Here is a 20,448-nt window from a genome sequence, read left to right as displayed (position 1 = left end):
TTCCTATATTTCTTTTTTATTGCTCTATTTACATACATACTGTACGTATGTTAAACTCCCATTATATTTATATTCCTAGGAGGTCTAAATGATGAAAAGCTTTTACCCTGTTCTATTAACAAACAAAATGACCGAAAGTAGCCAATTTTATCAAACGCATTTTGACTTTAAAGCGGTATTTGAAGCCGATTGGTACGTCAGCTTGCAAAGAAATTCTTTTGAACTCGCCCTTCTAAACGATTCTCACGCGACTATTCCGGAAGGATTCCGAGCAAAAACTGAAGGTCTTATTCTCAATATTGAAGTCGATGATGTTGACACGCTTTACGAGGAATTAATCCACAAGAAAAAATTACCACTACACTTAGATATTCGTGATGAAGCGTTTGGTCAACGTCACTTTATTACGAGTGATCCAAATGGAATATTACTTGATATCATTAAAATCATCCCTCCAGACGACACGTATAATCAGCATTACAATGAAAACATTTGGGACGAAAAATCATGACAAAGTCAGTAGCTTTAAAGAACTATTTCAACGAGGAGCTTGCTCATCATCTTTCAGAACTAATCGTTCCACATTATCCTTCGTTTCAGTCCGAAGCCTTTATTCATTCTGTCGAACAACAAGTCTCACCACTACAGTTAAAAGCGAGGGTAGCCGTCATTAGTCAAGCTTTGAAGAAACAGTTACCAAATAGATATCCAGATGCTTTAGCCATTTTGATGAACATCCTTGGTCCGGAAAACAAGACAGAAGAAGGGATGTTTACAAACGGATACTTTCTCATGCCACTTGCACACTTTGTTGAAACATATGGTCTTAGCCATTATCATTTATCGATGCAAGCTCTTTATGAGATTACAAAACGACATACCGCAGAATATGCCATACGTCCATACTTAGCTCATGACCCAGATCAAACATTAAAAATTTTAACAAAATGGTTAAACGATTCAAACTCTCACGTCCGCCGTCTAGTCAGTGAAGGGACGCGCCCTCGCCTACCATGGGCGAAGAAGATTGATGTACTAAAAGGGGAAATTCCATACCACTTCCAGCTTCTCAAACCGTTATTAAACGATCCTTCGCCTTATGTCAGAAAATCAGTTGCCAACCATATCAATGATTTAACGAAAAGCCATCCCGAACAAACGTTAAGCTGGATTCAACATGTGATGACAGGCTCCATTGACTATAACAATTGGGTTATCCAGCAAGGTTTACGGACATTAAAGAAGCAAGGAGACGGGAGAGCACTTAACATATTAAATGATCTCAAGTAAACCATAGGAGAGCATACATGATGTAAAAGGGGTATCCATACAATGAAGAAAACAAAAGCTGAAGCCGAAGCAACGATTGAATCACTAATTAACACAGCTCGTAAACAATTTACGGCACAAGGATATTACAAAACGTCTCTTGAGGAGCTCGTTAAAGAAGCTGGCGTTACAAGAGGCGCACTCTATCACCATTTTACAAATAAAAAGAATTTATTTCTCACTGTATTTGAAAGAATACAAAGCGAAATGGCTAAAAAGGTTGAGAGTGAGGCCGCAACAAGCACAGATGTATGGGAGCAATTATTAAACGGATGTCACGCTTTTATCCTATCTGCTATAAATGAAGAAAATAGACAAATCATCCTTATTGATGGCCCAGCCGTTCTTGGCTGGGAGTTATGGCGACAAATGGATGCATTGTATTCAATGAAGCTACTAAATGAGCAGCTTCACACCATGCAAAAAAACGGACATCTTAAACCGACCTCCATCGAAGCTCTTACTCATATTCTATCTGGGGCGATGAATGAATCCGCGCTTTGGCTAGCTCAGCAGCCTGATTACACAAGGAAGTTAAAAGATGTGATGAACGTTCTTACCGAAACGATATACACATTTAAGCGACACTTATGATTTAAACTCGCAGCAAAAGAGGAAAGCTGAAACTCAACCTTCCTCTTTTGTATGCTTTTTTATCGGAGTATAACGTAGCATCACCACAGTCTGATCGAACACCTTTGAATCAATCAGCTTTAGGTTTGTTTTCGCTCGCAAACTAGGAAACAAACGGCGTCCTCCACCGAGAAGAATAGGATGAATGTATAAATGATATTCATCGATCAACCCTAAATTCATAAACGTTTCAGCAAGCGTTGCTCCACCAAGTGACATATGCTTCCCTCGTTGTTCCTTTAATTGATTGATGACAGCTTCGATATCATTGTGAACGAGTATGCTATTGCCTTCTACCTTCTTAAGCGTATTTGAAAACACAACTTTTTTGATCTCATTCCATATACGTGCAAATGCCACTTCGTCTTTCGATGCATCACGGGCCTGTCCTCGTTCTGACCAATAATCTCTCATATTCTCATATGTTTTTCGTCCGTATAGATGTGTATCAAAGACCTTTTCTTGTTCATTGAAATGTCGAAACAATTGTTCACCTGGTTTTCCCCAATCGATTTCATGCTGGGGTCCTTCGATATATCCGTCAAGTGAGACCATTTGTGAATAAATGACTTTACGCTCAATCATATTACTCCTCTACTGCCTCCATAACGTAGGATGTCAATGTCTTAATCTTGCCACCTTTATGTTTATTTAGCTGATAGACATCACAAAATTCAAATGTTCTCACTTCACCAGATGAACGAACGGTTTTCATTTTCCCATTAGCCGCCGCTGTTGTCCCATGTGTAATGACATGCTCAATCGTTAGCTTATAAGACTGTCCATCATCCATTTCCTTCAGCAAACGAATCATCTCTTCTTTCCCGGTAACGGTTCGATCTCCAACCATCTTCCAAACAACATCATCTGTTACACTATTCGCAATAACATCTAAATCTACATTTGCAAAAGCTTGATTAAATGTTTCAATAAATGCTTGAAGTTGAGTCTTCATTCTGTTCACATCTCCTTTCCCTTCTTCCTATCATTATAACAGCCTTTTCACTAAGTCACTTCTTCTATATTGCTCAATTACGCCCGACATACTTTCATAAGAAAGAGAAAAACCATCGCTATCGGGACGGGGTCATACTTAAAATTCTTTTATGCAAAGATACAACCCTTTCTACGTCTGAGTGTAAAAAGTTCAAATCACCAGCCACCATAAAGTTCATTTAGATGGCTGGTGATTTTCATTTCCCCTATATATATAGCCTTGATCAGTTGAAACTAAGGCATATATATGTACGATTGTCTCATTTGATCAATCAGTCAATCGTTTTAAACGATTAGTAGACTCACTGCACAAATCCACCAAGCAAATACTCATCTTGCATTAACACATGATAAGCCCCATCCGAGTCACGAAGTACGTGCACAGTCGCTTCTGTTGTTTGGCCTTCGACAAACGGTCCATTGTACGCATCAATCATTAATTCCACTTGATACTCCAACCAATTATCAACATTTTCGTCTCCTAATTCAATGGCCTCTGTTAGTTCATGTTCAATTTCATACATAATAAGGGAGTCGAATAAGCCTGTAATAGATAACGTAACGATGATTTGCTCGTCATCAATCAACTGCGCATCAATCACCTCGTAATCTGTCTGGGACAATGCATTCATATAAGAATCTGCTAATTCATCAATTAATTCATCACTCACATGATCGCCCATATTTCTTTTTGTGTTTTGACGGTAGAATTCAACAAAGGAATCCCTTTGAAATTCACCATCTGCCTGCTTGTCGTCATCTGACCTTGAGCCGGCAACTATTTCTCCAAAGCCATCAGCATTTTGAAAGACCGTCGCCTGAATTAGAGCATCAACATAAGTAGCTGCTTCTTCTTCAATGACTTCAATCTCTTTTGCAGAAAGATCAATGGATATAGCATCATCCTCAACTTCAGCTACGGTCGCTTCTGCTTGTACAGGTCTTTCAATTTCATTCATTTCATTATATTGTGTATACGTTGTCGTCAAATGCTCGTCATATAAAAATCGATCCTCTAAAAACCATTCGTCATTAAATTGAACATCAAGACTCACTTTTTGCTCAAATGTTGCTATAAGATTGGTTTCTTTATCTATCGTGAAAGTAAACTCCAACTGTTCAACATCAACTGATATAATCTCAACATCCTCCCCTACAAGGATCTTCATACTATCATTTACCAACTGCTCAGCTAATTGCTGTTGCTGTTCATCGTCACCATTATAGGTTAGGATATAGTGCTCTTCTTCCACTTCAAGTTCAAAAGCTTCATTCACATCTTCCACATAATGATCAAACCGCTTTAGTACATACTCGTACTCGTTAATGACCTTCTCAATGAGAAAGCCAATGCTATATTCGTCAAGCTCCTCATCATCAATCACCCCTACAACTAATTCATCATCTTTATACACTTCTAAATACTCGTCATATAGCAAAGAATATACACCTTCATCTACATTCATTTGAGCGAGCCACTGGATATCAATCGACTCCGTTGTCCCTTCCGTTTCAAGCTGCATAGACTCAACTGTCTCATGAGCCTCTATTCCCCATGCAAATACTTCTTCAACACTCGTATTATTTGAACAAGCTGCCAGTAGTAAAACGGAAGCGCTAAATAAAAGCCATTTTACTTTTTCCATTTCTCCTCACTCCTTATCTCTATTAACACAACTTACTAATATTAACATTTTATAAGATGTCTACTGTGCCATTCAGTAAAAAACAGAACTAAATAACTGTATGATTATGAGGAAAGGTAGAGAATATGACCTATAACGTTTAAACAGTAAAAAAGCTAACTCAAGGAAAACTACCTTAAGCTAGCTATTCATTCATTACAGGTCTTCACCATTTGTCGCAATGACATGCTTGTACCAATCGAAGCTCTTCTTTTTAATACGTTTATTCGATCCTTTACCTTCACTGTCACGATCGACGTAAATATAGCCGTAACGCTTCTTCAGCTCAGCTGTTGACGCACTTACTAAATCTATCGGCCCCCATGACGTATAACCAATGAGATCGACACCATCACCAATCGCCTTTTTCATTTCACGAATATGAGCTTGTAAATAATCGATTCGGTAGTCATCCTGAATCGAGCCGTCCGCTTCAACCGTATCAACTGCTCCTAAGCCATTTTCAACAATAAAGAGTGGCTTTTCATAACGATCATAGAGCATATTACAGACAGTACGTAAACCAACCGGGTCAATTTGCCAGCCCCATTCAGATGCTTCCAAATAAGGATTCTTTATTCCTGTAAGCAAGTTGCCAGATGTTTGTTGCTTTACATGCTCAGGATCCGTGCTCGCAACAAACGACATATAATAGCTAAAGCCAATATAATCAACGGTATGCTGCTGCAACATATCTAGGTCGCCATCCTCCATTTGAATGGCGATCCCATTTTCCTTGAAGTAGCTCTTCATGTAAGCTGGATAGTGGCCACGTGCTTGAACATCTGAGAAGAACAACGTCTTTCGATCCTGTGACAACGCAGTAAACATATCTTCAGGCTTTGAGGAATACGGATATGTCACCATTGAAGCAATCATACAGCCAATTTGTAACTCAGAATTTAATTCATGACCCGCCTTCACCGCAAGCGCACTTGCAACAAATTGATGATGTGCCGCTTGGTAGATTGCTTGTTCATCCTTGTTTCCGTCTTCAAATAATAACCCTCCACCTGTAAAAGGCGCATGTAGCAACACATTGATTTCATTAAAGGTCATCCAATACTTAACCTTCGTATGATAACGTTCCAATAACACCTTTGCAAAACGTTCAAAAAACGTAACGACTTTTCTATTTTTCCAACCACCATATTCCTTCACAAGGTGGACAGGCATTTCATAATGTGAAATCGTAATGACCGGTTCAATACCATACTTTAATAATTCCTCGATGACACTATCATAAAATTGTAATCCTTGTTCATTAGGTGTTTGCTCATCCCCATTTGGGAAAATACGCGTCCACGCAATGGAAAAGCGGAATGCTTTAAAGCCTAACTCAGCAAAAAGAGCAATATCCTCCTTATACGTATGGTAAAAGTCAATACCTTCATGATACAAATTGAAATCCTTCATCGAAAAATCAGGAGGACTCATAATCCCATTTGGTGATACATCTGCAGTCGAGAGGCCTTTTCCACCCTCTTGATACGCTCCTTCTAACTGATTAGCTGCAACGGCTCCTCCCCATAAAAACCCTTCTGGAAACTTAGCTAATTGACTCATTGATAGCACTCCTTTTTTTATAGCGATTCTAAATCTTGTCCATTAGATTCAATGACTTTCTTGTACCAATAGAAACTTTTCTTTCGGGTACGATTTAACGTTCCTTGCCCATCGTTATCTTTATCAACATAAATATAGCCATAACGTTTTTTCATCTCACCCGTTGATGCACTCACAATATCGATTGGTCCCCAGCTTGTGTAACCGATGATATCGACCCCATCTTCAATCGCTTCACCCATTTGCTCAATATGCTGACGTAAATAGTCGATTCGATAATCGTCGTGAATCTCACCTATTTCCGTTACTTCATCAATCGCGCCTAGGCCATTTTCAACGACAAATAGGGGCTTCTGATAGCGATCATACAATTGATTGGCCGTAATCCGGAACCCTTTCGGATCAATTGTCCAGCCCCATTCAGATTTCTCTAAATAAGGGTTAGATACGGAACCAAAGACATTTCCACTCGTTTGATTTTCCAATACTTTCGGATCCGTACTCGTTGCCCGACTTGCATAATAGCTAAAGCCGATATAATCAACCGTATATTCCCTTAACAGTTCTTCATCTCCTGGCTCCATCACAATCGATAAATCCTTCTCTTTAAAGAAGCGCTTCGCATAGCCAGGATATTCTCCTCTTGCTTGTACATCAATAAAGAAGAACGATTCTCGATCGACATTCATCGCTTCAGCGATATCATCTGGATTACATGTATACGGGTAAGTCATTCCTGCCGCTAGCATACATCCGACTTTAAACTTCGGATTAATCTCCCATGCCGCCTTCACCGCTAATGCACTCGCTATTAATTGATGATGTGCAGCTTGATATTTGACCTGCTCTTGATCCTCACCCTCTTCAAATACGAGACCAGCACCAACATAAGGTAAATGAAGCAACATATTAATTTCATTGAAGGTCATCCAGTACGTTACTTTATCCTTATAACGCTCAAATATGGTTTTCGCATACGTTTCAAAGAAGGAAACGAGCTGACGGCTTCTCCAGCTTCCGTATTTTTCAATTAAGTGGACAGGTACATCAAAATGAGCAATCGTCACAACTGGTTCGATACCATGCTTCAACAGCTCACCGAAAAGCGCATCATAAAAAGCTAAACCTGCCTCATTTGGTGTTTCATCATCTCCATTTGGAAAAATACGAGACCACGCAATCGATACACGTAATGACTTAAATCCCATTTCGGCAAAAAGAGTGACATCCTCTTTATAGCGATGGTAAAAATCAATCGCTTCATGCGAAGGATAAAACTCACCTTCTATCGGTGTTAGTTGATCAAGTTTCCCTAACATCACGTCCCAACGCTTCTTACCTGTCGGTAACAAGTCGACGGACGTTAATCCTTTTCCGTCTTCTAAATGAGCACCTTCAGTTTGATTGGCAGCGATGGCACCGCCCCATAAGAAATTTTCTGGAAATTGATACGTTGACAACATACTCCACTCCTTTTTTCTATGAGAGCATTGAAAAAGATAAAATCAACCTTTTTCAATGCCCTTCTATAATAGATGTGTTCTCTTTTTAAACAGCTCGCCTTATTTACTTCTTCAATTCTATTAACCGATCTCCTTGCTTCACGTCTTGTTCTTCAGTCGTAAGCAATTCAAATTGATCAGGATTTGTAATGACAACAGGTGTAGCAATGGAGAAGCCCGCTTCCTTAATTCTTTCAATATTAAATTCCGTTAACAGCTGTCCTACTTCCACACGCTCACCTTGCTTCACATGAGCTGTAAAATGCTTACCTTGTAACTGAACCGTATCCATCCCAACATGAATAAGAATATCAGCACCATTATCAGATGTAATCCCTATTGCATGTTTCGTTGGGAATAAGACAGATACCGTACCTGAAACTGGAGAGACAAGCTTCCCTTCCGTCGGTACGACTGCCACACCTTTCCCAAGTGCCTCTGTAGCAAACGCCTCATCCTCCACTTCTGATAAAGAAATCACTTTCCCAGTAAACGGACTAAGAACTGTACCTGCTTCAACCGTGACTTCTCGAGCCTGTTGATCAGCTGAATCACTTTCTTCTACAGGTGTTTCACCTTTGTTCACACCACCGAATAAATAGGTTGCGATAAGCGATAATACAAACGCTAGAATGGCCGCAAGAACAGGTCCCCAAACGGTCATATCTAAGCCATTTGGACCGATGAAAGTAGGAATTTGGAAAATACCTAATCCACCAACCATATACCCCCTACCTCCAAAGAAACCAATCATCGCACCACCAATACCAGCAGCTATACAGCTAAAGATAAATGGCTTTTTCTTCGGTAACGTTACCCCGTAAATAGCTGGCTCTGTTACCCCAAAGATCCCTGAAATAAAGGCTGGAATGCTTAATGTTTTTAAATTCTGATTCGTTGTCTTTAAATAAACCCCTAACACTGCTCCAATTTGAGCGAAGGTCGTTGCAAACATCATCGCCAATACTGGATCCGAACCTGTTGTCGTTAAGTTGTTGATCGCAATCGGTACAAGTCCCCAATGCAAACCAAAAATAACAACGACTTGCCATAACCCACCGATGAATATCCCAGCAATGACCGGACTTAAATCATATACGAAAATCGTTGCTTGTCCTAAAAGCTGACTTGCCCACGTTGCAATTGGGCCAATGATGATAAATGTCAGCGGAACAACAATAAGCAATGTAAAGAACGGGACTAAGAACATTTTGACTACATCAGGAATAACCTTTCTCAAAAGCTTCTCGACTTTAGAAGCAAAGTAAGCTGCTAAAATAATTGGTACAACTGAAGTTGCATAACTCATTAGAATAACAGGAATACCTAAGAATGTAATGTGTACAGGTGATTCGAACACTGTACCAGCAAACAACACATACTGTGGTTCACTAGCTAAAATCCCTTCAATCGCTGGATACACGAGTGATGCTCCAATCGCAATCCCAATAAATGGGGATCCTCCAAATTTCTTAATAGCTGTGTAACCTAAGAACACCGGGAAGAAATAGAATAATGAATCACCAATAATATCTAAAATCATATACGTTCCTTGTTCTTCCGTTAATAGTCCTGTCGCTAAGAAAAGCGCATTAAAACCTTTTATCATACCCGTCGCTGCTAAAACACCGAGCACAGGGGTAAAAATACTAGCGATAATATCAATAAAGCGATTAAATAAACTTCCACCTTTATCGTCCTCAGCATCATCTTCCTGTTGTGCTTGACTTGCGAATCCACCGACTTCGGTAACCGCTTTGTAAACATCAGGCACGTGGTTGCCGATAACAACTTGGTACTGTCCGCCACTCTTCATAACCGTGACAACGCCATCCATATTTTTTAAAGCTTCGGTTTCAGCTTTGCTTTCGTCTTTGAGCTTAAAGCGAAGACGTGTAATACAATGGACCACACTCTTCACATTTGCTTTTCCGCCGACTCTTTCAATAATGTCTTTAGCTAATTGTTCATATTTCATATCTCATGCCTCCTATTTTTTGTAAATGAGGGCAAAGAAAAAACCTGGCCAATTTAAACACATTTATACGATGCGTTTAAACTAGACCAGGTTATGCCCACTTAAGGTAACATTCCTTAGGTATATTTTGTTAACTTTGTAATTTTATTATAAATTAATGCTAGTATATTGTCAACGCTTTCTTCGACAAAATTTTATTTTTTTCAATTTATTCCGACTGTTGGTATTCATGACGCTTCGTCACGCGGTGAATATGCACCGTCAAATAGGTTTGTTCATCTTTAGAAATCGACCAACTATAACTTTTCTCTAAATACGTCTTAATCTTTTTACTACACTGAAAAGCTTCCGGATATTTTCGGTTTAATTGATCATATAAGAAATGGTCTCCTGTATCCTCTACTCGTTCTTTACGAATAAACCTCATCGCGAAGAAACGAAGGTGAGTAAGAAAACGTTCAAAGTTAATCGTTGATTCATCTAGTTCCATTTTGAAATGATATTTAACAATATTTAAGACATTGTTGACCATTTCTGTCACTTGAACAACCATGTCCATGTTTTCACCAGAAATTTGACTGTTTACTAAGTGCAAAGCAATAGATGCGGCCTCATCAGCCGTCAGCTTGACACCAACTTCTTCTTCAATAATATGAAGAGCATGCTGCGCTACTTCATATTCAAGCTTATAATATTTACGAATTTCCCAAAAGAGTGCGTTTTTCAATTCAATTCCTTGTTCATGACGACTAATGGCGAAGCTAATATGATCAGTTAAGGCAACATACAAATAATCATCCAATTTGTATGGGAGCTGTGATTTCGCATAGTCTAAAATTTTGGAGGAAATATTTAAATATACTTCAGACGTATCACGAAGCAAGGTTGCTAGCTTCTCTGATACTCCTTGACTTTCCAAAATAAAGGTCTTTTCTATTTTATCTGTCTCAACTAGTTGTCCCACTTTCTTCTGAAACGCAAGGCCCTTCCCCATAATAACAAGCTCTTGATTGTGTTCATTATTCGCGACAACAACATTATTATTAAGTACCTTTTTAATTTTCAACGATGTTCCCCCCTTGCCTTTAATGATCTATATACACCTCAACATCCTCATGACCTTTCCATCATCGCACCCTTTCCATTTCATTATAAACGCACCTTCGAGGTTTATTCGCTCAAGAGGACGATAAGGTATAAAAAAAACCTAAATTTGTATACAGAAATCCCTAGGATCTCTATACAAACTTAGGTTTTGCCTGCCGAACAGTAACAATCCTTATGTCATTTGCACAAATGTAATCGTTTTCTTTATTGATCTCATTTTATTTTTAACATAATTAGTTGACTATTGTCAAGGTGAATTAGGAGTAAAGTCACAGAAATCAAAAAGAACAAGGGAATCCTGTTTCCTCTAAATTAGGAAAACGTCGCTTATCGAGCAGAAAAAGGAATCCTCGTTCCGCTATTAAAGCTAAATAAGTCCAAACAGAGCCATAAAAGCCGGAATAGAGGCATAAGGGAGTCGTAACGACAAGAAAATTAAAATAAAGGAAAAATAGAGTCATGACAAGCCCTAAGAAAAACTCCCTCTATGAGCCTTTAAATCACTCTATTCAAACTCCTGCAAATACTCTGCAAGTGCAAGCACCGATAACGATTGTCCATAAGGCATTGGAGTAATCTTAATTTCTTTGTAAAAATCAAGGGTATCGCCCATGCCCGTTCCAACTGATACCTTTTGGACAGCTCCTTCTTCATTGATTTCGTTGACAAGTCCTTCAACCGATTGTAAGCCGAGTTCTTTATACTTCTCATCAATGTAGCCTTTATGAACTGATTTTAAAATACCATAAGCAAAGCCCGCTGTTGCGGATGCTTCTAAATAAGACGTATCATCGTTAATAAGTGTATGCCATAAGCCACTTTCATGCTGATGTTCCGCTAATGCTTCGACTTGTCTGTTTAACGTATCAATTAGAAAGGCTCTGAAGCCGTCACCTTCTTCTAGCTCTAAGATTTCAATGATTTCAGGGATCGCAATCGTTATCCAGCAGTTTCCTCTTGCCCATAACGCTTCGGCATAGTGATGATTCTCTTCAAAGGTCCATCCGTGAAACCAAAGGCCAGTTTTACGATCGCTCAAATATTTAATATGAATGAGGAATTGCTTCTTCGCCTCTTCAATATAATCTAGACGGTTTAAAAGCATGCCGATTTTCGCCAACGGTAGTACAGTCATCATTAACGTATCGTCCCAAAGCTGATTTTTGTTCTCTGGCCCGTACGTCATATGCTGCAACCCGTCTTCCTTTGTTCGTGGCATATCGTTCATCACCCATTCAGCCCATTCTTCTAGATGAGGAACTAGTTCCTTATCATTCGTATCTTCATATATAAGGGCTAATGTAAGTAGGGGCGCCATCGTATTCACATTTTTCGGAGGTACACCTTCTTCAAAACGATCCTGAAACCAATCCGTTACAATGCGTAGTGCCTTATCATCCTTCGTTAATCGCCAATATTTATAAATACCGTAAAGTCCAACGCCCTGTGGCCAATTCCACACCTTCCAACTCTTATCATCAACGACTAACCCATCAAAGTTTAGCAGAAATTCTCCTGTATCATCTTGAATGGTCGTTAAATTCGTCATGAGTAAATCAATTTGTTGAACAACTTGATCTCGATTCATCTTTTTTCACCCTTTCTCTTACAGTTTAAAATGATAGAACACGGTATTCATAAGCACCAATTTCTAATCGGCCTTCTGGTACCTTCTCTTTCGTCAGCGCATCAATCGCCACTGTCGGAATCGTGACACGTCCGCCTTGACCATCCATATTAATAATCACCCACGACTGCTTACCATCGTCAGCGATTCGTGGAGCGACAACTGTTCCACTTGTCACATCTGTTCGCACAGTGATCCTTACATCTGTTGCATAATGATCAATGACCGTCTTTAATAATGAGTCTCCTTCTTCTCCTACAGGTAAAGACCCAAGATGAACGATTTTCCCTTTGCCAACCTTTGATTCCGTTATAAATGCTTTCCCATTTGAGTTTCCACCTTCAATTGTACCGACAGCTGTTTCTTCATCATACTCAAACACCGTACTCCACAATCCTAATGGCGCGCTCTCTCCAAAAGCATGCCCAATTGAACCCGTTCCATCGATAGGATATGTGTACAACGCTTCCACTTCAGCGATTTCTTCAAGCACACCAAGTGCGGCGATTGTATGAATCGTATGCTCTTTCGTTCGCCCTCCACTTAACGGTCCTATGATCCACGTTCCACCATTTTTCACAAAATCAACTGCCTGCTTTCGATAGTCATCTGAAATATATGGCAGAAATGGGGTAAACAATAGCTTATACCCTTCTAAACTAACCTTTTCTGGAATAACATCACGATGAACGCCCAAAGACACAAAATGATTATAAAAATTCGTCACCAATGCCCTGAAATCCATTTGTTGCAACGGCTCCGTTTGGAAAAAAGCTTTCGCCTGATCTGAATACGTGATAGCGACCTCCGCCTGCTGTGGCTTGGTTGTAGTAATGAAAGGTTCTATTTGCTTTTTCATCTCTTCCACTTCTTGAACAGCTTGAAAGCCGATCGTTGGTTTCCCCCATGCACTAATGACCGAACCGTGAGGCTGCTCACAACCCGCACGCTGCTGCCTCCATAACCAATAACAAAATGCCTCACCACCTAGTGCGTAGCCGCCACAGCCTCTGCACGTAAATAACCGTTAGCATGAGGACTCGCATAGCTTTCAAGCGACGCAGCATAAGACGTGCTCGTTTCCATAATCCAAAAATTCCGACCTTTTTTAAAGTTTCTCCATAAATCACAATTCATTAAATACGAAGCTCGGTTCTCTTGAGTCGCGTATGTATCAAAGGAGGCAAAGTCAAGATTTTCAAATAGACGTTCATTATCAACCGAAAAAGGAATATTACTGTTATGCGTAATCGGTGCATCTGAATATTGGCGAATGATATTAGCCTGACTATCAGAGAATTCCGCAATCTTTTCCATGGAAAACTGGCGATACATCGTACTTAGTGAAGAATTATGAAGAAAAGGAGCTGGTCCTGGCTGTGGCACTTGATCGAAGGAATAATAATACTCACTCCAAATTTTCGTCCCCCATGCTTCATTTAATTGTTCAATTGTCTCATAACGTTCCTCTAACCATTGGTGCCACAACGTCCGGCACGTTTCGCACATACACTCACTCACATGGCATTTAAATTCATTATCAATTTGCCAACCGATAACCCCTGGTAACGAACCAATCGCTTTAGCAATATGCTCAGTGATTTCATTCGCTTTTTTCCGAAAGTACGGATGGTTCGTACATGAATGCTGACGTGAACCATGCCCCATCACTTTCCCCTCATCGTTTACATACATTCGTTCTGGATGATTATGTGTATACCAAATCGGAGGAGTAGGTGTTGGCGTGCACATCACCGTCTCAATTCCATTTTCATATAACTTATTTATCATATCGACGAAGAAGCTAATATCTATGTTCCCTTCCTCTGGCTCCATCGTATGCCAAGCGAACTCCCCCATTCGCGCTACGTTAATTCCTGCTTCCTTCATAAGCTTAATATCTTCTTCTATGACTTGTTCGTCCCAAAGCTCAGGATAATAAGCTGCACCATGATAGAGCTTATTTGCCATATTCACCACTCCGTTCTTGTCTTTTTTACTTAACAAATGAGTACACATTCTCGACCTATCCTATCAATCACTTTGAATACGCTTACTTTTTTCTATTAAGTTGTACGTATTTCACCGTTCCGAATCATAGATAGCTAGTATAACAACGTTTCATCTCACTGTTCATATAAGAAATATTCAATAAAATGGTATCATACGGTATACATCGTGTCTAATGAAGAAAGCTCTAAAAACTTTTGAAAAACAACAATTTACAAACCATATTTTTTAACTAATGCATCATATTCATCGCGAGTAATCGTCATAACCCCACCATGCTTCGAATGAACAGGAATATCAAGCCCCTCTTCCTTTTTTGTGAATTGCCCCGTATTCAAATCATTTGTGTAGTAAGGGAAATACTTTTTCTCAACTGCGTAATGATCCAATAAGAGACACCATTTATCCTCGTTCTTTAATTTAAAGCATGCCGGTCCCTCGACACCAACGACTTGATTTAAATTCGTTTCAATTTCTTGAAATTCTCCAAGTAATGAATCTGATCTTTCCATTGTAATACTTTTAACCGTTTCATCTTTGGAAAAACGATAATACACGCCATCTTCTTCAATAATCGTCGTATCAATCACGTCGTTCTGTCGTTCAATATATATTTCGGGCTTTGTAAACTCTTTAAAATCGTTCGTTTTCGCATAATAGATTCGTTGCTTTTCTGCTCCAAACCTTTCTCTTGATGCCCAAAATACGAGAAAATCATCATATTCCTTATCATAGATCGCTTCAGGCGCCCAAACACACCCTGCCGTTTCTGGTCCAACGTTCACCAATCGTTGCTTCGACCACTCTATTAAATCACTTGATTCCCAAACGACGATATGCTGACTGCCTGACCTTTGTACCTCATCCCAGTCTTTACGGTAATGCATTGATAAATCAGTACCAATTATATAGAACTTCCCTTCCTTAGGAGAACGAATAATAAATGGATCTCTCACACCCTTATCCCCTAACATAGACGTTAGAACTGGCTTTTTATTATTCAGCGTTCTCCACTTAATACCATCCTTACTCACAGAAAAATAAACCTGCTCTGAATTAGAACTACCAATATCTTGATGAATAAAATGGACAAATAAATAAGCATCAAATGACTCAGACTTCCATCCATGTGTCATACAAAACCCCTCCAATACATTTGGTTGGTTAACTCTATTAAAACGTTATCATTATTTAGATGGTTAAACAAGATTAGGGTTTTAATACTGGATTGTATTGTTAAAGGTTTTTTAAAATGTAGCTTCATCTTTTCTTTAACTCATGCAACATACACATCATTTAATGAAAATAAGTAAATACTACATAAAAAAAAGCTTAAAGGATAGTGATATTTCATGAATTTTATTTGGGAATCCATTGTCATGATTTTCACCGGATTTCTGCTACTAAGAGTTTCAGGTCGTAAATCAATTGCACAAATGACGATAACAACAACGATTGTCATGATTTCAATTGGCGCCATTATTGTTCAACCGATTATAGAAGATAGTGTTATCAAAACAATGATCACGATCGCCATATTTATAAGCATATTAGTTTTCATTGAATATCTACAAATGAAGTTTAATTCTCTTGAGAAATTATTTACTGGCAAAGCTATCTCCATTATTGAGGACGGCCAAATTCATTTACAAAATTTAATGAAGATCCGACTCACAATAGATAAATTAGAAATGCAAATACGTCAGCAAAGAATTTCTAATATTTCTGATATAAAAAATGCCACGATTGAACCAAATGGACAACTGGGGTATGAGCTCTTTCCTGATTCAAAACCTTTAACTGTCGGAGAATTTAAAAAGTTGATGGGAGGAACAGTCCAACTACAAAACCAATCGCCCGATGTAGATGGTAGCCTTTTCTATGAGATTAAAAACCGAAATCATGCTATCCCAAATCCTGATGAGTTAAAGTAACATCCAACTATTCTCTGCAACAGTTCCTAAGTTAAAACGAACACATTCAATTTAGCTCGCAAACGAGAATACTCCTTTTTCATTTTGGACACCTTATAGTAAAGTGAGATGATAATGGTTTAACAAAGGAGTTCCTATGAAAAAAATTCAATCCAATTCCATAAACTACACCCTTTTAGTCATTGTTTGGGTCATAACCATTATAAGTTTATTTAAATTTGTACCTCGCAATAAAATAAGACAAGCAAGCATGATATATCTGTTCAAGCAGCTTTTAACGTGGTTATTCGGGTTAATCGTTGTCGAATTCAAGCTTATACAATATCCGAAACGATTATTTAAAAGAGCTAACGCTACTAGCTTTACATTTGAGTATTTTGTCTTTCCTAGCATTTGTATCATTTTCAATTTGTACTATCCAATAACAAAAAGTTTATCTATTAAGTTGCTTTACCACATTCTATACTCAGCTTCAATGACAGGAATCGAACTATTATTTGAAAGGTTCACATTACTTATTAAGTATACAAATTGGAAATGGTACTATACTTTCATTTCATTAACCTTCACTTTTTATTTATCTAGAGTGTATTATCAATGGTTTTTTAAAACAAAACGTAATCCCTTTAGCATGTAACATGATTATTTTTACTAATAGTATTTTAGCCAAATCCGATATAAACGGTCATCATTCTCATCAGGTTCTCCTCTTCCGTCTGTATTGTTGCTTATAAAATAGAGAGAATTACCATTAACATACACATCACGCACTCTGCCAATATCACTAATCACTTCTCTCTGTTCACCTGTTTCAAGATCAAATTCCAATACAGCTTCCCCTCGTAATGTCGCAACATATAGCTTCCCGTCATAATAGTCCATACCTGAAGGTGCCCATGTTTCTTCACTTCCTGATGTGAAAAGAGGAGACAGCATCTCCTCCTTTTCTTCACGTCCTTCAATTATTGGCCAGCCATAATTTTGCCCTGACTTAATTTCATTGATTTCATCATTTGCTGTTTGTCCGTGCTCACTTGAATACATTGTCCCATTTGATGACCATGTTAACCCTTGGGGATTACGATGTCCGTAGCTATAGACATATGAATTCGGAAAGGGATTATCGTCGGGAATGGAGCCATCTAAGTTCATTCTTAATATTTTCCCACCTAGTGAATCACGATCTTGAGCGATTTGAGGCTCGGCCGCATCACCTGTTGCTACATAGAGCTTTTCATCAGGTCCGATTTTGATTCTCCCACCATGATGAACATTTCCGCTCGGAATATGGTCAAGAAGGACACTTTCTTCTTGCCATACGTTATCTTCTAAACGAAGGGTAACAACACGATTAAACTGACCATCCTCATCTTCATACGTATAATAAGCATAAGCCAATTGCGTTTCCAGGAATTGTGGATCCAACACTACTCCTAGCAACCCTGCTTCAGCCGCTGTAGCTAATTCCTTTTCCAGATGAACAGATTGTGCTTCTGTTTCTCCATCCTCTACTTTGACAATATTCCCAGGCCTCTCAGACAAGTAAATCGTATTTTCAGACTTTTCAATTGCCCAAGGTATATCTAAATCCTCTGCAATGATTTCATATCCATTAACTGTTTGACTCTCTTCTTCATCTTCTACAGCGATTTCTCCTCCATTGACTGGTTTGCTCTCTTCCGACTTCATGTTCGGTTGATCATTTGCAAAACATCCTAATAGGAAAAGGATACTGAACAAAGGTATAACGAAATATTTTTTCATTTTTGCTCCTTCCCTTTCTTTATTAATTTCACTGACAACCATTTATATCGACTTTTCCTTGTATTTTAAATAATAGTCAATACTTTCTATTACCCTCTATACAATAAAACGAAACTATTAAAATAAAAGAAACATAAAAAAATAAGAAACATTTATGATTCTCTACTCATCCCCCAGGGTTAAAGCATACACCGATTTTTATTTTCACAGAAAAAACGCGATAGCGTCGCGTTGCGCTGAGACGTGATAACGCTTTACTTTTTTCATGAAAGTGAGGGCAGCGATTCGACCTCCCCTTCCTTTCTCTGTCCACTGGAGAGAACATCAAAAGCGAACAAAAAAAGGAATCCTCCTGCCTTTAAATTAGGAAATCCAGCTTCCTGAGAAGAAAAAGGAATCCTTATTCCACTATTTGAGCTAAACAAGGACAAAAGAAGGAATAAAACCCGTAATAGAGGCATGAGGAGACCGTAACAACAGTAAAAAGGGACATACAGAGTGAATAGAGGAACGAGGATCACACATATCGCACGAGGTCACCTGCCTCGTCATCGTACTCTGTTCTTTCCCTTCTCAGAGCGTGAAAGAGCACAACAATAAGGAATCCTCCTGCCCCTAATGAAAGAAAACAACGTAGCATAAATATACAAGCACATGACCTATCTATGACCACGTCACGTCTCCATCTATCCCTTCGCTGTCCACCGGAGAGATTCCTCTTGGAAACGACTTATAAATTCCGATTATATAAAAAATAAGAAAGCCCTTCTCTACTAGGACTTTCCTGTTATATATCTTGCTCTTAAGAGTGTTAATGACACATTTTAACTCTTCGCTGCGAAAATTCATAATGAAGGGGGAAAACGCTCTCAACTTCTCACTCACATTCAAGTGTAAAAGAAGCAAGACTAGCTCTTCCACTTCCTCTGTAAGTAATATATATTGCTTGTATACCGTCTGGAACAGCTATATCAGAAGAGTATTCAGTCCATACATTTGTAAATTGAACAGGTATACTTCCAAGCGCTTCACCATTCCATGATGTTTTCACTTCAAATGTACCATTACAATAACCTCTAACCTTGAGCTTGACTTTGTTGACTCCTTGGCAATCAAAATATTTAAATCCTGCTGTTGCAGAATCAGTCATATTAGCGATATACCCGATTTCTTCATCGCCATCTTTTCCATCCTGGGTTATTTTCGGAAATTGGCTATTCATCCATAGATCACCTGTATACTTTTCCTCATCACGACAGAAGAGATTACATGCAATGTATGCTGGATATTCTCCTCTACCGATCAGTGGGCCAGAATTAGAACCACATGATGTCATTTCTACTTGAGGAATTGTACCATCACTTAAAATTTCAATTGGCTCGATACAGCCTTGACGACTAAAGTTGGACCCATTTGTATGTCTATGATAGAAAATATACCATTTGTCATTAATAGGAATTATACTTCCGTGATTATTACCTCCATAAAACATCGGTTGATCTGCTGGCTTATACGTATCAATATGCAGATCATTATTACTCACGATCACACCTTGATAGACAAAGCCTTTCGTCGGATGCTTACTAGTGGCGTAACACAATTCATGCATAACGATAGAGGAATAGATGAGATAATAAGTATCTCCCTTCTTCCGTATAGAAGGTGCTTCAAAAAATTCATGCTGCTCAAAGCTACTTCCAGAACTATATGGCTCACTTGGCATAACAAATACTGGTTCCTCCAAAATCGTTAGCATATCCGGACCAAGAACCGTTGCCATAGCCCCACTTCTTGATTTATCACCTACTGCACAAAATCCAGTATATAGGTATGTTTTATCTCCTTCAGTCAATACACCGGGATCAAATTGCGGCTCATCTCCCTCTCTTTCCCCTAGACGCACTCCATCTGAATCATGCACATATCCATAAAATTCGTACTTCCCTGCGGGTGTGTCACAAACTGCTACAGATACAACTGGCACCTTATCAAGCACATAGTATAAATAATACCTTCCGTCTGTTCCTACAGTAACATCAGGGGCATAAAGACACATTCTCCCGTCAGGATTTAGGGGATCATCTGTTTTTTTATATATGACCCCTTCATAGCGCCAATCAGCTAAATCCTCAATTGGTGCAGACCAGCATACGTAATCATTTAAACAATAGGCATGTCCATTAAACCGATCATGCGACCCATATACATAGACTCTGTCATTAAATACATAAGGTTCACCATCAGGAATGTATTCCCATGATGGAAGATAAGGATTAAATCCTTGCTTTCTCATTTAAACACCTCATTTTTCAGATTA

At 38.8% G+C, this 20,448-nt stretch carries 16 protein-coding genes and 1 pseudogene; 5 read left to right on the top strand and 12 right to left on the bottom strand.

Annotation, left to right across the window (positions count from 1 at the left end):
* Positions 1-91: 91 nt before the first annotated feature.
* The 3 genes from JCM9152_RS07480 to JCM9152_RS07470 are packed head-to-tail and all read left to right on the top strand — an operon-like array spanning position 92 to position 1,923.
* Positions 92-511: a VOC family protein gene (locus tag JCM9152_RS07480; RefSeq protein WP_035342754.1), complete on the top strand. Its 420-nt coding sequence runs from the start codon at positions 92-94 to the stop codon at positions 509-511.
* Positions 508-1,290, top strand: a complete 783-nt coding sequence (locus JCM9152_RS07475) for a DNA alkylation repair protein (protein ID WP_035342752.1) — start codon at positions 508-510, stop codon at positions 1,288-1,290. Before JCM9152_RS07480 ends, JCM9152_RS07475 begins: the two co-directional genes overlap by 4 nt.
* 42 nt (positions 1,291-1,332) lie before the next feature.
* Complete coding sequence (locus JCM9152_RS07470) at positions 1,333-1,923, top strand: TetR/AcrR family transcriptional regulator (protein WP_035342750.1); 591 nt, start codon at positions 1,333-1,335, stop codon at positions 1,921-1,923.
* A 33-nt stretch (positions 1,924-1,956) separates the two neighbouring features.
* On the opposite strand, the gene JCM9152_RS07465 is transcribed toward JCM9152_RS07470, so the two are convergent.
* The 10 genes and pseudogenes from JCM9152_RS07465 to JCM9152_RS07420 form a co-directional block, all read right to left on the bottom strand.
* Positions 1,957-2,547: a dihydrofolate reductase family protein gene (locus tag JCM9152_RS07465; protein ID WP_035342748.1), complete on the bottom strand. Its 591-nt coding sequence runs from the start codon at positions 2,545-2,547 to the stop codon at positions 1,957-1,959.
* A gap of 1 nt (position 2,548) precedes the next feature.
* Entirely contained in the window at positions 2,549-2,917 is a 369-nt protein-coding gene (locus JCM9152_RS07460) for a nuclear transport factor 2 family protein (protein WP_035342746.1), read from the bottom strand.
* A gap of 343 nt (positions 2,918-3,260) precedes the next feature.
* A complete protein-coding gene (locus JCM9152_RS07455) occupies positions 3,261-4,604 on the bottom strand; it encodes a DUF6612 family protein (RefSeq protein ID WP_035342744.1) in 1,344 nt (447 codons plus the stop codon).
* A gap of 195 nt (positions 4,605-4,799) precedes the next feature.
* Complete coding sequence (gene bglH, locus JCM9152_RS07450) at positions 4,800-6,209, bottom strand: aryl-phospho-beta-d-glucosidase (protein WP_035342742.1); 1,410 nt, start codon at positions 6,207-6,209, stop codon at positions 4,800-4,802.
* A gap of 17 nt (positions 6,210-6,226) precedes the next feature.
* Positions 6,227-7,672 carry a 6-phospho-beta-glucosidase gene (gene ascB / locus JCM9152_RS07445; protein WP_173402064.1) on the bottom strand — a complete coding sequence of 482 codons (1,446 nt, stop codon included), beginning with the start codon at positions 7,670-7,672 and terminating at the stop codon, positions 6,227-6,229.
* A 103-nt stretch (positions 7,673-7,775) separates the two neighbouring features.
* On the bottom strand, positions 7,776-9,689 hold the full coding sequence (locus tag JCM9152_RS07440; RefSeq protein WP_035342740.1) for a beta-glucoside-specific PTS transporter subunit IIABC: 1,914 nt from the start codon (positions 9,687-9,689) through the stop codon (positions 7,776-7,778).
* Between the two features lie 208 nt (positions 9,690-9,897).
* A complete protein-coding gene (licT, locus tag JCM9152_RS07435; protein WP_035342738.1) occupies positions 9,898-10,755 on the bottom strand; it encodes a BglG family transcription antiterminator LicT in 858 nt (285 codons plus the stop codon).
* A gap of 546 nt (positions 10,756-11,301) precedes the next feature.
* Positions 11,302-12,384: a beta-galactosidase BglB gene (bglB, locus tag JCM9152_RS07430; protein WP_035342736.1), complete on the bottom strand. Its 1,083-nt coding sequence runs from the start codon at positions 12,382-12,384 to the stop codon at positions 11,302-11,304.
* A gap of 25 nt (positions 12,385-12,409) precedes the next feature.
* Positions 12,410-14,394: pseudogene (locus JCM9152_RS07425) on the bottom strand (beta-galactosidase).
* 251 nt (positions 14,395-14,645) lie between these two features.
* A complete protein-coding gene (locus JCM9152_RS07420; protein WP_035342734.1) occupies positions 14,646-15,569 on the bottom strand; it encodes a glycoside hydrolase family 43 protein in 924 nt (307 codons plus the stop codon).
* A gap of 216 nt (positions 15,570-15,785) precedes the next feature.
* Between JCM9152_RS07420 and JCM9152_RS07415 the strand changes: the two genes are divergently transcribed.
* Together JCM9152_RS07415 and JCM9152_RS23855 are read left to right on the top strand one after the other, a co-directional pair.
* Complete coding sequence (locus tag JCM9152_RS07415) at positions 15,786-16,367, top strand: DUF421 domain-containing protein (RefSeq protein ID WP_035342732.1); 582 nt, start codon at positions 15,786-15,788, stop codon at positions 16,365-16,367.
* Between the two features lie 136 nt (positions 16,368-16,503).
* The gene (locus JCM9152_RS23855) at positions 16,504-17,004 is read left to right on the top strand and encodes a CBO0543 family protein (protein WP_052015713.1); all 501 of its coding nucleotides are present in this window, start codon (positions 16,504-16,506) and stop codon (positions 17,002-17,004) included.
* Positions 17,005-17,018: 14 nt separating this feature from the next.
* On the opposite strand, the gene JCM9152_RS07405 is transcribed toward JCM9152_RS23855, so the two are convergent.
* Both JCM9152_RS07405 and JCM9152_RS07400 read right to left on the bottom strand, forming a co-directional pair.
* On the bottom strand, positions 17,019-18,131 hold the full coding sequence (locus JCM9152_RS07405) for a PQQ-dependent sugar dehydrogenase (RefSeq protein ID WP_035342933.1): 1,113 nt from the start codon (positions 18,129-18,131) through the stop codon (positions 17,019-17,021).
* 877 nt (positions 18,132-19,008) lie between these two features.
* Complete coding sequence (locus JCM9152_RS07400; RefSeq protein WP_035342730.1) at positions 19,009-20,424, bottom strand: family 43 glycosylhydrolase; 1,416 nt, start codon at positions 20,422-20,424, stop codon at positions 19,009-19,011.
* Positions 20,425-20,448: the final 24 nt, after the last annotated feature.

Source organism: Halalkalibacter hemicellulosilyticusJCM 9152, assembly GCF_000513115.1.
In the GTDB taxonomy this organism is placed as follows: Bacteria; Bacillota; Bacilli; order Bacillales; family Bacillaceae_D; genus Halalkalibacter; species Halalkalibacter hemicellulosilyticus.
Note: the sequence above shows the minus strand (reverse complement) of the source record. Positions and strands in the feature narration are given on the sequence as shown.